We start from the raw sequence: 13,021 nt of genomic DNA, 5'->3' as shown, positions 1-13,021 counted from the left end.
CTCCGGTTGTTGGTTGACGGGGGCGTATCAGGCTTGGGTGCCTGGCTGGCGGTGGCCACGCCTACTCCCTAGCCTCACGCCTTCACGAGTGCGACCGGAGCCGTGTCCCACCTTGGTTCGTTGTCTCTTGAATGAGGTTTCGGAGTTCGCCGGGTGTCGGCCATGGCGCACGGCGATGGATCATCCTGTGGCAGTTGGCACAGATCAAAGCGAGATCCTTGAGCCTGGTCCGCCCCTCGCCGGCCTCGTGCAGAGGCACGACGTGATGGCACTCGATGTATCCGGCGCCTCGCGGGCCGTACGTCGCCTCGAAGTCGAAGCCGCACGCCTCACAGGAGAGGCGGCGGCCCTGCCGCAGCACGGCATTGATCTTCCTCTTGCGCAACGCCTTGTCCCGCTCGCGGCTCCTGTGGCGGCGTATCAGCAACCTGCCCTCGGGTGCGCTGTAGTCGTCTTCTCCCTCGGCCTCCGGCGGTAGCGCCTGCAATTCGCCTGTGGTGAGGCCGTTCCGGATGTGCCGGGCTACCTCCGCCATCTCGGCCGGCCGGGCAAGAAAGTCGTTTAGGACCTCGACATCGAGCGCGTTGCCGTTCGTGGGCCTCCCGCGGTAGTCCGGGTGTCGGCACGTGATGTCGACGGTCTTGCGAGCCACGCTGTTGGGGTTCCGGAACAGCTCGGTACGTACTTCCTCAGAATGGATCGGCATGGTCTGAAGCAGTGCAGACAGCTCGATCACGCGTGGGTCGTTGTACTCCAGTCGCTTCCAGCCGTTGGCCATCGCCAGCTCGCAGGCAAGGATGATCTCGTCCCGCGTCCAGTCGGGATCCCGTGACGAGCGGATCACGAAGCCAAGTCGGGCGAGCCACCTGGCGGCGTGCGACCTTCCCCCGCTCAACTCATCCGACCTCAGCGCTCGACCTTGATCGAACATGTGAGCCACACCAGCGATGGCCTTGGAGTCGTATGTCCGGTCCTCGTGCACAAGGAGGTACCCGGTCGCCGGCTTGTACCCGTACTCGGACAGGAACCTGTCGCGTCCCAACTCGTCGTACTCCGCTATTGCCTTGAGGACACCATCTCGGCTGATCGCACCTTTGCGCATGGCGGAAGGGTAAGCGTCCCTGCTGACAGCCCGTTAGACGTCCGGCTCAACCACCACTCTCCCCAGCTCCCATCCCGTCTGCCGTCGACCCACACGCATGTGGAGCGGGCGTGGTTCAGGGCGTCAAGGTGGAGCGCGCCACTGTACGAACGACCTTGACGCCCTGGGCCACGTCTGCTCGGCTCTGCCTGGGTCGACGGCAGACGGGATGGGAGCCCCCGCGCTCACCACGATGCTCCCGTAGGCGCCGGCCGGTTGCCCGCCATCCTGGAGCCTGAGCGCCCCCGCCGGAGGCATGTTCTTGCTTGTGCCTGTTGGTCAAGCTGTGGAGCTGTCTGCTTGAGCCCCGGCATGTGTTTCGCCCCCTTGCGGGCGCGGGCGGCGACGGCGGGCCAGCCCCGGCGGCGAAGACGAAGAGGGGCGGGCACGGCGGCGGCGACCGGCGCCGCCGCGCTGTGTGCGGCCCCTTTTCGAACAACGTGAGAAGATCGATCAGTCCTTGAGGTGCCGGGAATCGTAAGGTAGTCCGGCCGCCGTCGATGTGCTCTTTCCCCTCGGGTTTACCTGCCTGGAGCGAGCGGAGCGAGCGCCTTGATGAGGTAGAGAAATCTGTAACAGCTTGCTGATCAGTCGGTTGCCGGATCGTCCTCGTCTGTCACGCGGAACTCATAGGTGAGCGCGTAGCGGTCTCCGGGGATGATGATGTCCGCCGTCTCCACGGGGCGGTCGTCCGTGCTGAAGGTTCGGCGGATGTGAAAGACATGTACGCCAGGTTCGATCCCTAGGCGTTCCGTCTCGTCAGTCCGCGGCGGCCTAGTGGTGACCTCTTCGGAAACGCGGGTCACGCGTACGCCGATCGCGTCCATGCGTGTGATCACACCCGTGTTCGTGTACCGGCCTTCCTCGGGAAACTCGACCTCCGTGCCTTCCGTGAGGTCCAGAGGCTCGTACGAGATCGACGACTGGATGGGCTGACCGTCGGCGAGGAAGACGTAGTCGGTCTTCATCACTGGGGTGCCGGGGGCGACGGCAAGCCGTTCCGCGACCCTCGCCGTCGCCACGACCCGGGTACTGACCGCTTGGATATTGGGGTCTCTGCCGGCCGCCAGTGCATCGGTCGCAAACTCTCCCAATTGCTTCTGCCGGCGGTACCTGCGCGGTTTGCGCTCCAACCGGCGCTCTTCGCGGACGTAGGTCCCTGATCCGCGCCGCTTGTCGATCAGCCCGGCCTTGGACAACTCCTCCAGTGCCTTGCGTGCGGTCTCGCGGGACACGCTGTACCCGCCGATCAGGCGGTTCTCCCCTGGGACCCGTTCGCCCGGCGGCAAATCGCCTGACTCGATGGCGCGCTTCAGCGCTGACGCGATCTGGACGTACAGAGGCCGGTCGTCGTCGGTCGGAAGGTCCGGGAGGTGCTGCATGCCTCCATCCTCTTGCACGTTCTCCGGAGAACCAAGCTCGAACCCCGTTGACTTCTCCGGAGAACCTGCGCATGCTGGAGGCGGAAGTTCTCCGGAGAACTTGCTCCGTGAGGAACACAAAGAGGCGCGGTGTCCGCCTGCCAGCAACACACCGCGCCCGGGTCCCCATGAAGGGAAGTTCCATCATGCCGTCTTTCAAGATCGACGTTTCGACCGCCGTGGTTTTCGTGGCGACCGCGCCCGTACCGAAGCTGGCCAACGCCAAGACCGGTGAGCGTGCGTTGGACCGGGAAACCGGTGCGGCGCTGTCGACGGTGGGCCTGCTGGTGTCGGACGAGGGAGAGGGCAACCTCTACCAGGTGACCATTCCCGAGACGGGCTACCCGGAGGGTCTCGCCCCCGGTATGCCGGTGCGGGTGGTCGGGCTGAAGGCCCGGGACTGGGAGAACGAGTTCAACGGGCAGAAGCGGCACGGGATCTCCTTCCGCGCGGTCGCGATCACCCCGGCGGCCTGACATGGCGGACCTGTCGGTGTGGCTCGAGGCCACGGGTGCGTTAGCGGGCGCCGGCGGCCTCGGTTACGCGAAGTACCGTGCGCCGCGGGTGTACTGGTCGCTGGTGGGCCTGCCGGTGACGTGGGGCCGGTTCACCTTCTCGTATCGGTCGACGATGGATGTGTGCGGGCTGACGGTGCAGCCGTCGGGGCTGCGGGCGTTCATGACCCGTAACGTCGCCCGCCGTGAGGTGCAGCCGGTAGCGCCGAAGATCCGCCGGATCCGGCCCACCGCGACCGGGCTGCGGGTGACCCTGCGGCTTCCCGCCGGCCTGGAGCCCGCCGACCTGATCGCTTCCTCTGAGCGGCTGCGTCACGCCTGGGGCGTGCACACGGTGACCGTGGTGGAGACGCGGCCCGGTTTCGTCGAGTTGCGGATGACGGGGCATGACGTGCTCAAGCAGGTGCGCATGCCGCGTGGGACTCGCCCGCACGACATGATCGTTCCGGTGGCGTTGCGGGAGGACGGGACCGCGTTCGAGCGGGACTACCGCACTGCCCCCATGGCGCTCACCCTGGGCGCGAACCAGTCGGGCAAGTCGATGTATCAGCGCAACCTGATCAGGGGTCTGGCTGAGCTGCCGGTGGCGCTGGTCGGGGTCGACTGCAAGCGCGGGGTGGAACAGTCCGCCTTCGCGCCCCGTCTGTCGGCGCTGGCCACCACTCCGGATGAGGCTGCCTCGCTCTTCGGTGTGCTGGTCGCGGAGATGGAAGACCGGTTCGACTTGCTGAGCCTGCACGGCGCCTCGGACCTGTGGGAACTGCCCGGGGACGTACGGCCGGTGCCGGTGGTCGTCCTGGTGGACGAGGTTGCGGAGCTGTTCCTCACCCCCACCAGGAAGGATGAGGAACGCCGCGAGCAGATCGTCACTGCGTTGGTCCGGCTGGCGCAGATGGCCCGCGCGGCCGGGATCTATCTGGAGATCTGCGGGCAGCGCTTCGGTCACGAACTCGGTAAGGGCGCCACGATGCTCCGTGCCCAGCTCACCGCCCGTGTCGTGCACCGCGTCAACGACAAGCAGACCGCCGAAATGGGCCTTGCCGACGCAGCCCCGGACGCGGTCGCGGCCGCGAGCCTGATCCCGATGGAACGCCCCGGCACCGCGGTCGCGGCGGACACCTCGGGCGGCTGGTCGAAGATCCGCACCCCGGAAGTCTCCAAGGCAGAAGTGGTTGCGGTCTGCCGGGAGTTCGCCCACCTGGTCCCGGACCTGCCGTTCCTGGACCCGTTCCGGCCCACCGTGCCCGAGAGCACGCCGGCGCCGGTGGCCGGTCCGTCACTGGTCAAGCCCCGACCGGTCACCGAGTAGGGCGGGAGGGCTGACCGCCATGGCCACCACCGGCAAACGCACCCGCCGCCCGGCGCCCGAACCCGCGAAGTGCCCCGACTGCGACGGCAAGGGCGAGACCACCGAAACCGTCCGCGTCGGCGCCCGCAAGGGCCGCGCCACCGACGACCGGCAAGCCGCCCTGTGCCTGACCTGTCTGGGCACCGGCGAAGCCCCGGACTGACCTCCGCCCCCTGAAGGGAGGTGCCCCGCATGTCCCGCTCGATCCGCCTCGACGCCGTTCTGGTCCAGGCAGTCATCGCTGGCGCTCTGTCCTTCGCCCACCTGCACGACCTGGCCGAAGCCGCCGGACAGTCCGGCTGGAAAGCCTGGGCCTACCCGGTCTCTGTCGACCTGCTCCTGGTCGCCGCCTGGCGCCGACTGCGCACGGCCCGCCGCGACCGGTCCGCCTGGACCTGGTTCGTCATCGCCCTGTTCGCCTCGCTCGGTGCGAACATCGCGACCGCCGGGCTCCTCGACCTGCACGACGTGCCCGCCTGGCTGCGCATCCTCGTCGCCGGCTGGCCCGCCCTCGCTTTCCTGGGCGGAACCCTGCTGGTCCACACCCCAGCCACCCCGGCCACCCCGGCCACCCCGGCCACCCCGGCCACCCCGGCCACCCCGGCCACCCCGGCCACCCCGGCCACCCCGGCCACTCCTGCGCAGCCTGTGGACGAATCGGCGGCGCCGGAAGTCGAGACGCACCGCACCGACACCCTCACCCCGGCCGCGGATGAGGTGCCGGAACTGGCGCCCGCACCGCCGCAGACCTCACCCGCCCCGCCGGTGGTCCCGGCTGCACTGCTGGACCACGCCCGAAAGCTCGCCCAAGCCCATGAGGCGTCCACCGGCGCCCCGATGTCCGCCGCTGCTCTGTCGGCCCGGCTGGGCCTGCCCGCCCCCATGACCGACGCCATCGCCACGCAACTCCAACTCTCCTGACACGAAAGGAAGTTCACAGTGCGACCGTCCATCGAAGCCGCCCTGAAGCAGGCGGCGGAACTGACCCGGAAGAACCAACTCGTGGAAGCCGTCGCCGAAGCCGCGTTCAACCGCGCCTACGACGACGAACACCCCGAGATCCGCCAGTGGGCTCACCGACCACACTGACGACTTCATCGGACGGGAGGACTGACCCCGATGGCCGTCCGCCGCCGCTTCCGTGACCGCGTCCGCATCGGCCCCGTCGAGGTCGCCACCTACTACGACGGGCGCGGCAGGGACATGCACACCGCCGCCTGCACCGCCCCCGCCTGCGGCTTCTCCGCCGACTACCGCGACCGCGCCGCCGCCGAACTCGCCGCCCGCACCCACCGCTGCAAGGCCTGAGGGAGGTCACCGTCATGGACGTCCCGCTGTGGCTCGCTCTCCTCGCCGTCGGTGCCCTGGGCACCAAGCTCGTCCGCCCGCCGTGGTGGCTGGTCGCCGTGCTCCTTCTGGGCGGCTACCTCGTCGCGGACAGCTTCCTCGCCCCCGCCATCGCAACCGTCGTCAAGTAACCCGAAGGGAGACCACCCGTGTTCACCCCGAAGTACCCGCCTCAGGACACCGCACCACCCCCCGCGGCCACCGCCCCGACCGTCCACACCCCCGTGCCCACCACGCCCGCCCCGGCCTCGGTGCCCGCGCCGGTCTCCAACCGGCCCACGATCCAGCTCACCCCGGGCAGCGCGCTCGCCCTCGCCGCCGGCGGAGGCGCCGTGGTCCTCGTCGTCGGCGCGGTCCTCGTCTCGCTCCTGCTCGCGGTCGCCATCACAGGCGTCTCCGTCGCCGTGGTTGCGGTCGTCCTGCGCCTGCTCGTCAACGACCTGCACAAGGGCAGGTGACCCGATGGAAACCGTGATCGCCGCCGCGTTACCGGCGCTCGGCTGGGCCGTGCACGGCAGTCTCCTCGTCCGCCGCCTGGCCACCGCCCGCCGCGACCCGCTGACCGGCCTGCACACCCGCGCCGGCTGGACCACCCGCGCCGAACACCTGCTCCACCGCAACCCCGCCGCCCTGGTGACCCTGATCGACCTGGACGACTTCAAGGCCATCAACGACACCCACGGCCACGCCGCCGGGGACGCGGTCCTCACCGCGACCGCCCGCAGGTTGCACGACTGGTGCGGACGCCACGGCATCGCCGCCCGCCTCGGCGGAGACGAAATCGCCGCCATCGTCACCGACCCCGACCACACCCCCGGCCTCGCCGTGCTGCGCACCGCGCTGGCCCGGCCCGTGCCCCACGCCGGCGAACTCCTGCCGGTCTCCGCCTCAGTCGGCTTCTGCCACCGCGCCGACCTGCCGGTGCCCACGCTCACCGACGCGCTGTCCGCCGCCGACGCGGCCATGTATGCGGCCAAGGGCCACGGCAGGCGCCACACACGCTGAACGGCCCCCGGAGCGGCCTCGGTCGCCAAACTTCCGCCGCTCCGGGCGCCTTCCCACCTTCCTGATCCAACGGACCCGAAAGGGAAGCCCCATCATGCCCGAGAACGCCCAGAGCCCGCGCGTCTGCCGCGACTGCGACGGCTTCGCCACCGCCGCCATCACCACCGGCACCCGCCACACCGACGGCACCCGTGTCACCCTCCCCGTCGACTGCCCGACCTGCCAGGGCACCGGCACCACCCGGTCCGTCGCCCTCGCTCGGACGGGGCGGTGACGGCCGTGGGACTCCTGAACTGGAACTCCGGCCAGCACTTCGACCACGGCGATGACTGCGCCTGCACCCAGTGCGGCAAGCCCACCCCCATGCGCTCCCACGCGGGCGAACCGGTCCACAAGGTGTGCGCGGAGGACTGGAACGACCGCAACCCCAACGCCCCCCGCTACGAGCACGACGGCCGCGACCTGGGCACCACCCGCTTCCACTCCGACCCCCCGCGCAAGAACCGCAACGACGGTGCCCGATGACCACCAAGCGCCGGGTCCTCGACCTGTTCTCCTGCGCCGGCGGAGCAGCCGTGGGCTACCACCGCGCCGGGTATGCGGTCGACGGCTGCGACATCGCCGAACGCCCGAACTACCCCTTCCCCTACCACCGCGGCAACGCCCTGGAGTACCTCGCCCACCTGATCGACACCGGCGACATCGAGCGGTACACCCTCGTGCACGCCTCCCCGCCCTGCCAGGCCGGCTGCGCCCTCACCGTGGGCACCAACGCCTCCCAAGGCTGGGGCGACACGCACGAAGACCTCGTAGCCCCCACCCGCGAACTCCTCGACGCCTGCGGCCTGCCCTACGTGATCGAGCAGCCCAACGGCCGGGCGGAGATCCGCAAAGACCTCACCCTGTGCGGCGAGATGTTCGGGCTCGGCGTACTGCGCCACCGCAACTTCGAACTCGGCCGCTGGGCCACCGCACGGCCGACTCACCACCGCCACCGGGGCTACGTGCGCGGCCACCGTCACGGCGTCCGTCGTGACGGCCCCTACGTCGCCGCGTACGGCAAGGGTGGCGGCAAGGCCACCGTTCCCGAAATGCAGCACGCCATGGGCATCACCTGGACCGACGTCCGTGAGGAACTCACCGAAGCGATCCCGCCCGCATACACGCGCTGGATCGGGACCGCGTTCCTGACCGCCCGTCAGGAGGTCTTCGCGTGACCGACACCGCCACCATGGCGGGCCTGGACCCGGCCATCCTCGCCGACGTGCTGAGGCTGGCCGGGTCCCCCGGCTTCGACCGCATCCAAGACCAACTCCGACGCACCGGCGGCTGCTCCGACCCAATCCACCTGCAAGGCTCCACCGTCACCCGCGACAAGGTCACCGGACACGTCCTGCACACCTACTCGACCGACACCGAGCCCGGCGGACGGTTACGCGTGGCCTGCGGCAACCGCCGCGCCTCCCGCTGCCCGTCCTGCGCCTGGACATACGCCGGCGACACCTACCACCTCATCCGCGCGGGCCTCGTCGGTGACCCGGCAAAGGGCACACCACACACGGTCCGGGACCATCCACGGGTCTTCGCCACGCTCACGGCCCCGTCGTTCGGCCCCGTCCACAACCGCCCCGACAACCGCCCCTGCCGCTGCGGCCGGCGCCACTGCGAGGACGCACCCGAACTCGGCACCCCGCTTGACCCGGACGCCTACGACTACGCGGGCGCGGTGCTGTGGAACAACCACGCTTCGGAGCTGTGGCGCTACTTCACGATCTACCTCCGCCGCGAGATCGCCCGACGCGCCGGCCTCACCCAGAAGGAAGCCCGCGAACAGTCCCGTGTCTCCTTCGGCAAGGTCGCCGAGTACCAGAAACGCGGAGCAGTGCACTTCCACGCCGTGATCCGCTTCGACGGACCCGACGGCCCCGATGATCCGCCCCCGGCCTGGGCCACCCTCGACCTCCTCACCGAAGCAATCCGCGCTGCCGCTGCCCGCGTCGCGGTCGACGTCGACCCGGCCGGTGACCAGCCCGCCCGCACACTGCGCTGGGGCACGCAGCTCGACGTGCAGGCAATCGGTGCCTTCGGCCACGGCGAGGAGATCACCGAACAAGCGGTCGCCTCCTACGTCGCCAAGTACGCCACCAAGGCGGCCGAGACCACCGGCACCGTCGACCGCCGCATCGGCAACAAGGAAGCCCTGGTCCTGCTCGAGGTGCCCGACCACCCCCGCCGGCTCATCGAGGCCTGCATCGCCCTCCACCCGCTCTACCCCGACCGCAAGCTCCGGGACTGGGCTCACATGCTCGGCTTCCGCGGCCACTTCTCCACCAAGTCGCGCCGCTACTCCACCACCCTCGGCGCCCTGCGCCAGACCCGCGCCGACTACCGCGCCGCCCAACAGCGCGAAGCCCTCGGCCTGCCCGACCCCGACGACACGGAGGCAACCACCCTGACCCTCGCCCACTGGACCTACGCCGGCCACGGCCACACCCCCGGCGAATCCTGGCTCGCCGCCAACATCCGCCGCGACATCCAACACAACCGCGAGATTGCGCGAGAGGAACTGCGCGCTTCGCCTGACCTGCACGGAGTCTGAGGTGAAAGACGAGCTGATGACGGTTCCGCAAATCCTGGAGGAACTCGGCGGAATCTCCCGGCGCACGTTCTACCGCTGGCGCGAGCTTGGCAATGGGCCTGCGGCATTCAAGCTCCCCAACGGTGAGCTTCGAGTTTGGCGTAGCGACTTCACCACATGGCTGAGGCAGTTGGAGGCGGCTGCGTGAAGTCCCTCGACGTGAAGGTCTGGGGCGTCCGTAAGCGTGACACTAAGACGCCTTCGTATGGTGTCCGCTGGTCCGTAGCAGGCAACGTCTTCTCGGAGTCGTTCCGCACCAAGGCGCTTGCCGACCACTACCGCACGAAGCTCATGCGTGCGATGCGCGACGGCGAGGAGTTCGACACGGGGACCGGTCTTCCGGCATCGATGGAGGAGACGAAGTCGGCCGTGTCCTGGTACGCCTTCGCGCTGCGGTACCTCGCCATGAAGTGGCCGCATGCCGCCCCCAACACGCGCGACGGCATCAACGAATCGCTCACCAGCGTGACCATGCAGCTTCTCGGCGAGCGTCCCGGCCGGCCGTCTGACGAGACGATCCGCAAAGCACTCCGCAACTGGGCTTTCGTACTGCCGGCGCCCAACGACCGCGAAGTCCCAGACGACATGCGAAACGTTCTTCATTGGGTGTCCAAGGCGTCTCGGCCGCTCGTTGATCTTGCCGAACCTGCCACGGCTCGCGCAGTGCTCGACTCTCTGAAACTCAAGCTCGACGGAACAGCGGCAGCAGCCGAAACCGTGCGGCGTAAGCGCCGGACCCTCGTCAACGCTGCGAACTTCGCGGTCGACCTGGGGGAGCTGCAGGAGAACCCGATCACGGCCGTTCGCTGGCAGAAACCGAAGGTGTCCAACCAAGTCGATCCGCGGGTGGTTGCCAATCCGGAGCAGGCTCGGAACCTCCTGGCGGCCGTCTCTTACGTCGGCGGGTACCGGCGTGCTCGTGGCCGTCGACTCGTGGGTCTGTTCGCCGCCATGTACTTCGGTGGTCTTCGGCCAGCGGAAGCGGTCGGTCTCGTCGAGACTGATCTGAACCTCCCCGAACAGGGCTGGGGCTCAGCACTGCTCCACCGGACCCGTCCGTCCGTCGGCAAGCAGTGGACAGATTCGGGGGAGACCCACGACGACCGTGGGCTGAAGAACCGACCGACCGAGGACGTAAGGCGGGTGCCGATTCCGCCTCACCTCGTCGCCGTGCTCCGCGAACACCTGGCCACTTTCGGCACGGCGGACGACGGACGGCTCTTTTTCAGCGAGAAGGGCTCGGTCGTCCCGTCCTCGACCTACTACCGCGTGTGGCAGGAGGCCCGGCTCCTCGCGCTCCCGCCGGCCGTCGCGTCCTCGCCGCTCGCGAGTCGGCCGTACGACCTCCGGCACTCGGCGTTGTCGACGTGGCTCAACGCGGGTGTCGATCCCACGGAAGTGGCTGAGCGCGCCGGCAACAGCGTTGAGGTCCTGCTGACCCGCTATGCGAAGTGCCTCGACGGACGGCAGGACGTTGCCAATCGGCGCATCGAGGACCTGTTGCGCGAATACGAGTGAGGCACCCTGTACCCCATTGAGGCTCCGGGCACCTTGTCCGGGGCCTCTCTCGTTTTGAGCCCTACCTGCTGCGATGCTTCGAGCCGGGAGCGGACGAGGGGGGCTTGTGGAGCTGAAGATCACGCGCTGGAAGCGGTACGGACATGATCGCCTGTACGCGAACCTGCCTGACGGCACCGCGGTCGGCTGGGCGGACGTCAGGACGGGGGACATCACGGTCCTGGTCGCTGAGTATCGCGACGACGTGAGCACCGTGCTGACGCACCACTTACGGAACAACCCCAAGTCGGTCCCGCCGCAGAGGGGACCCGAGGTCGAAGCACGCCCGATGCTGCCGCCTTTGACGCCGACCGACGACCTGTCTGCCAACCGTCCTGGTGAGTCCCTCCGCGACCTGCTCGATAAGTCCGGCGTAGGTCTGATCGAACGGGTCGTCTCACAGCTCTTGCGGCGTCCCACGGACTGGGACTCCTGGCGGAAGGGGCTGGCGGGGGAGAAGAGAGTGGGGGCCGAGCTGAACCGCTTAGCGCGCCACGGTTGGCGTGTCCTGCACTCCATCCCCCTGGCCAACAAGGTGGATGTCGATCACTTGTTGATCGGTCCCGGCGGGGTGTTCAGCATCAACACAAAGCACCACCACAAAAGGGCCGTATGGGTCGGCGACGATTCCGTGAAGGTCGACCACGGAAAGCCGGCGCCCTACGCACGCAAGAGCCGGGCGGAGGCCAAGCGAGTGGCCCGAGTGCTTGAGCACTACTGCGGCTTTCCCGTACCGGTGGAGCCGGTGCTCGTCTTCGTCGGCGTCACCGATCTGAAGGTGGTCGCCACACAGCTCAGCGTGCGCGTGTATCAGGAGCGTCAGGTAGCGGCACTGGCGCCGCTCTCAGGGGTGCTGACTCCCGAGCAGGTCGAGCAGGTGTACAGCGTCGCTCGCCACCGCCAGGCCTGGCTTCAGGCTTGAGCTGTGTGTGCCCGGTGAGGTGACAGCCCCCTCGCGAGAGCTGTGGGTGGCCTCCAAGGCATGACCATCGTTGAGGCTGGGCCGTCTGGCCGCGGTGCGGGTCCTCGCTCTTTCCCGGACCTCACCTGCGGCGATGCTCCAAGATCCCGTCCACGCCTCGTCCACAGACCCCGACATACGCCCGCTTCGGGCCGCATACGCCTGCACATACGCGAAGACCCCGGCCTCAGCGTTTCCGCTGATGACGGGGTCTTTGGGCACCTCATGCAGGGTGCCCCCGGCAGGATTCGAACCTGCGCACACGGCTCCGGAGGCCGTTGCTCTATCCCCTGAGCTACGGGGGCGTGTCGGGCGGGAGCTGTTTGCTCGCGGCGACGGGTAGAACACTACCAGCTCCCTCGGGGTGTTCATGAACGGGTTTACGGGGGTGGGGAGGGGGTGGGTCGCCCGCACGGGGTGGAAGTGGGGAAAACCCGGACGCGGTGGCCGGTCCCGACCTACTCTCGAGTTGTGCCAGGCGCGTCTGGTCGGGTGCTTGTTGTGGACGACAACAAGGTCATCCGGCAGCTGATCAGGGTCAACCTCGAGCTTGAGGGTCTCGAGGTCGTGACCGCGTCCGATGGTGCCGAGTGTCTGGATGTCGTTCATCAGGTGCGGCCCGATCTCGTGACCCTCGATGTCGTCATGCCCCGGCTGGACGGTCTGCGGACGGCCGCCCGGCTGCGGTCCGATCCGCTGACGCGTGATCTTCCCCTCGCGATCATCAGTGCGTGCACCCAGTACGAGGTCGAGGCCGGCCTCGAAGTCGGCGTCGACGCGTTCCTCGCCAAGCCTTTCGAACCCGACGAACTCGTCGCCCTCGTACGGCGGTTGCTGGAGGGGGAAGGGCGGGAGAGCGGTACTCGTGGTGGGGGTGGGGGAGTCGGCGGCTCTCTGGGGGTCGGGCTGGGGCTCGGGACCGTTCTCGGGGCCGGGGGAGGCGGCGTGGGGGCCGGGCAGGGAAGTGGGGGGACTGCCGGCGAGTAGCGGGGGCGACGGCGGCGAATGGCGTGGCTGTCGTGTGCCGTTACGGGCTGTTCGTGTGTGCTTGCGGCCTTCGGCGTCCACATCCCGGACCCTCCCCAAAC

The 13,021-nt window shown here is 68.9% G+C and carries 19 protein-coding genes and 1 tRNA gene; 17 read left to right on the top strand and 3 right to left on the bottom strand.

Annotated elements, in window-relative coordinates; translation table 11 throughout:
- Positions 1 to 82 precede the first annotated feature (82 nt).
- Positions 83 to 1,102, bottom strand: a complete 1,020-nt coding sequence (locus tag ACFY30_RS00505) for an HNH endonuclease (RefSeq protein WP_390842998.1) — start codon at positions 1,100 to 1,102, stop codon at positions 83 to 85.
- Positions 1,103 to 1,728: 626 nt separating this feature from the next.
- Positions 1,729 to 2,523 (bottom strand): GntR family transcriptional regulator, encoded by a 795-nt coding sequence (locus tag ACFY30_RS00500; RefSeq protein ID WP_390842997.1) that lies wholly within the window; start codon positions 2,521 to 2,523, stop codon positions 1,729 to 1,731.
- Positions 2,524 to 2,708: 185 nt separating this feature from the next.
- On the opposite strand from ACFY30_RS00500, the gene ACFY30_RS00495 reads away from it, so the two are divergent.
- The 16 genes from ACFY30_RS00495 to ACFY30_RS00420 all read left to right on the top strand — a co-directional run bounded on the left by ACFY30_RS00495 (position 2,709) and on the right by ACFY30_RS00420 (position 11,894).
- Positions 2,709 to 3,038, top strand: coding sequence for a hypothetical protein (locus ACFY30_RS00495; protein ID WP_390842996.1), 330 nt, complete (start codon positions 2,709 to 2,711; stop codon positions 3,036 to 3,038).
- 1 nt (position 3,039) lies between these two features.
- Positions 3,040 to 4,386, top strand: coding sequence for an FtsK/SpoIIIE domain-containing protein (locus ACFY30_RS00490; RefSeq protein ID WP_390842995.1), 1,347 nt, complete (start codon positions 3,040 to 3,042; stop codon positions 4,384 to 4,386).
- 19 nt (positions 4,387 to 4,405) lie between these two features.
- On the top strand, positions 4,406 to 4,588 hold the full coding sequence (locus ACFY30_RS00485; protein ID WP_390842994.1) for a hypothetical protein: 183 nt from the start codon (positions 4,406 to 4,408) through the stop codon (positions 4,586 to 4,588).
- Between the two features lie 29 nt (positions 4,589 to 4,617).
- Positions 4,618 to 5,346, top strand: a complete 729-nt coding sequence (locus tag ACFY30_RS00480; protein WP_390842993.1) for a DUF2637 domain-containing protein — start codon at positions 4,618 to 4,620, stop codon at positions 5,344 to 5,346.
- 18 nt (positions 5,347 to 5,364) lie between these two features.
- Entirely contained in the window at positions 5,365 to 5,514 is a 150-nt protein-coding gene (locus ACFY30_RS00475) for a hypothetical protein (protein WP_390842992.1), read from the top strand.
- 30 nt (positions 5,515 to 5,544) lie between these two features.
- Positions 5,545 to 5,733 carry a mobile element transfer protein gene (locus ACFY30_RS00470; RefSeq protein ID WP_390842991.1) on the top strand — a complete coding sequence of 63 codons (189 nt, stop codon included), beginning with the start codon at positions 5,545 to 5,547 and terminating at the stop codon, positions 5,731 to 5,733.
- A 14-nt stretch (positions 5,734 to 5,747) separates the two neighbouring features.
- The gene (locus ACFY30_RS00465) at positions 5,748 to 5,903 is read left to right on the top strand and encodes a hypothetical protein (RefSeq protein WP_390842990.1); all 156 of its coding nucleotides are present in this window, start codon (positions 5,748 to 5,750) and stop codon (positions 5,901 to 5,903) included.
- 18 nt (positions 5,904 to 5,921) lie between these two features.
- Positions 5,922 to 6,230 (top strand): SpdD protein, encoded by a 309-nt coding sequence (locus tag ACFY30_RS00460; protein ID WP_390842989.1) that lies wholly within the window; start codon positions 5,922 to 5,924, stop codon positions 6,228 to 6,230.
- Positions 6,231 to 6,234: 4 nt separating this feature from the next.
- Positions 6,235 to 6,777: a GGDEF domain-containing protein gene (locus ACFY30_RS00455; protein ID WP_390842988.1), complete on the top strand. Its 543-nt coding sequence runs from the start codon at positions 6,235 to 6,237 to the stop codon at positions 6,775 to 6,777.
- A gap of 94 nt (positions 6,778 to 6,871) precedes the next feature.
- Positions 6,872 to 7,051: a hypothetical protein gene (locus ACFY30_RS00450; protein WP_390842987.1), complete on the top strand. Its 180-nt coding sequence runs from the start codon at positions 6,872 to 6,874 to the stop codon at positions 7,049 to 7,051.
- A gap of 5 nt (positions 7,052 to 7,056) precedes the next feature.
- On the top strand, positions 7,057 to 7,302 hold the full coding sequence (locus ACFY30_RS00445) for a hypothetical protein (protein ID WP_390842986.1): 246 nt from the start codon (positions 7,057 to 7,059) through the stop codon (positions 7,300 to 7,302).
- Positions 7,299 to 7,994, top strand: coding sequence for a DNA methylase (locus ACFY30_RS00440; RefSeq protein WP_390842985.1), 696 nt, complete (start codon positions 7,299 to 7,301; stop codon positions 7,992 to 7,994). The genes ACFY30_RS00445 and ACFY30_RS00440 overlap by 4 nt, the downstream gene beginning before the upstream one ends.
- Positions 7,991 to 9,376, top strand: a complete 1,386-nt coding sequence (gene repSA / locus ACFY30_RS00435; RefSeq protein WP_390842984.1) for a replication initiator protein RepSA — start codon at positions 7,991 to 7,993, stop codon at positions 9,374 to 9,376. Before ACFY30_RS00440 ends, repSA begins: the two co-directional genes overlap by 4 nt.
- A gap of 1 nt (position 9,377) precedes the next feature.
- A complete protein-coding gene (locus tag ACFY30_RS00430; protein ID WP_390842983.1) occupies positions 9,378 to 9,563 on the top strand; it encodes a helix-turn-helix transcriptional regulator in 186 nt (61 codons plus the stop codon).
- Entirely contained in the window at positions 9,560 to 10,933 is a 1,374-nt protein-coding gene (locus ACFY30_RS00425) for a tyrosine-type recombinase/integrase (RefSeq protein WP_390842982.1), read from the top strand. The genes ACFY30_RS00430 and ACFY30_RS00425 overlap by 4 nt, the downstream gene beginning before the upstream one ends.
- Before the next feature lie 73 nt (positions 10,934 to 11,006).
- Positions 11,007 to 11,894, top strand: coding sequence for a nuclease-related domain-containing protein (locus tag ACFY30_RS00420; RefSeq protein ID WP_390842981.1), 888 nt, complete (start codon positions 11,007 to 11,009; stop codon positions 11,892 to 11,894).
- Between the two features lie 272 nt (positions 11,895 to 12,166).
- On the opposite strand, the gene ACFY30_RS00415 is transcribed toward ACFY30_RS00420, so the two are convergent.
- Positions 12,167 to 12,238 (bottom strand) — tRNA-Arg (locus tag ACFY30_RS00415).
- A gap of 196 nt (positions 12,239 to 12,434) precedes the next feature.
- Here ACFY30_RS00415 and ACFY30_RS00410 point away from each other — a divergent pair.
- Positions 12,435 to 12,920 (top strand): response regulator, encoded by a 486-nt coding sequence (locus ACFY30_RS00410; protein WP_390842980.1) that lies wholly within the window; start codon positions 12,435 to 12,437, stop codon positions 12,918 to 12,920.
- Positions 12,921 to 13,021: the final 101 nt, after the last annotated feature.

This window comes from Streptomyces sp. NPDC000345 (assembly GCF_042898825.1).
Classification (GTDB): Bacteria; Actinomycetota; Actinomycetes; order Streptomycetales; family Streptomycetaceae; genus Streptomyces.
The sequence above is the reverse complement of the archived record's forward strand: the minus strand, read 5'-3'. Positions and strand labels throughout refer to the sequence as shown.

Bases quoted from the DNA above. Each gene is read 5' to 3' on its own strand.
- ACFY30_RS00505 (WP_390842998.1), bottom strand. From the start codon at position 1,102: ATGCGCAAAGGTGCGATCAGCCGAGATGGTGTCCTCAAGGCAATAGCG.
- ACFY30_RS00500 (WP_390842997.1), bottom strand. From the start codon at position 2,523: ATGCAGCACCTCCCGGACCTTCCGACCGACGACGACCGGCCTCTGTAC.
- ACFY30_RS00495 (WP_390842996.1), top strand. From the start codon at position 2,709: ATGCCGTCTTTCAAGATCGACGTTTCGACCGCCGTGGTTTTCGTGGCG.
- ACFY30_RS00490 (WP_390842995.1), top strand. From the start codon at position 3,040: ATGGCGGACCTGTCGGTGTGGCTCGAGGCCACGGGTGCGTTAGCGGGC.
- ACFY30_RS00485 (WP_390842994.1), top strand. From the start codon at position 4,406: ATGGCCACCACCGGCAAACGCACCCGCCGCCCGGCGCCCGAACCCGCG.
- ACFY30_RS00480 (WP_390842993.1), top strand. From the start codon at position 4,618: ATGTCCCGCTCGATCCGCCTCGACGCCGTTCTGGTCCAGGCAGTCATC.
- ACFY30_RS00470 (WP_390842991.1), top strand. From the start codon at position 5,545: ATGGCCGTCCGCCGCCGCTTCCGTGACCGCGTCCGCATCGGCCCCGTC.
- ACFY30_RS00465 (WP_390842990.1), top strand. From the start codon at position 5,748: ATGGACGTCCCGCTGTGGCTCGCTCTCCTCGCCGTCGGTGCCCTGGGC.
- ACFY30_RS00455 (WP_390842988.1), top strand. From the start codon at position 6,235: ATGGAAACCGTGATCGCCGCCGCGTTACCGGCGCTCGGCTGGGCCGTG.
- ACFY30_RS00450 (WP_390842987.1), top strand. From the start codon at position 6,872: ATGCCCGAGAACGCCCAGAGCCCGCGCGTCTGCCGCGACTGCGACGGC.
- ACFY30_RS00440 (WP_390842985.1), top strand. From the start codon at position 7,299: ATGACCACCAAGCGCCGGGTCCTCGACCTGTTCTCCTGCGCCGGCGGA.
- ACFY30_RS00420 (WP_390842981.1), top strand. From the start codon at position 11,007: ATGCTTCGAGCCGGGAGCGGACGAGGGGGGCTTGTGGAGCTGAAGATC.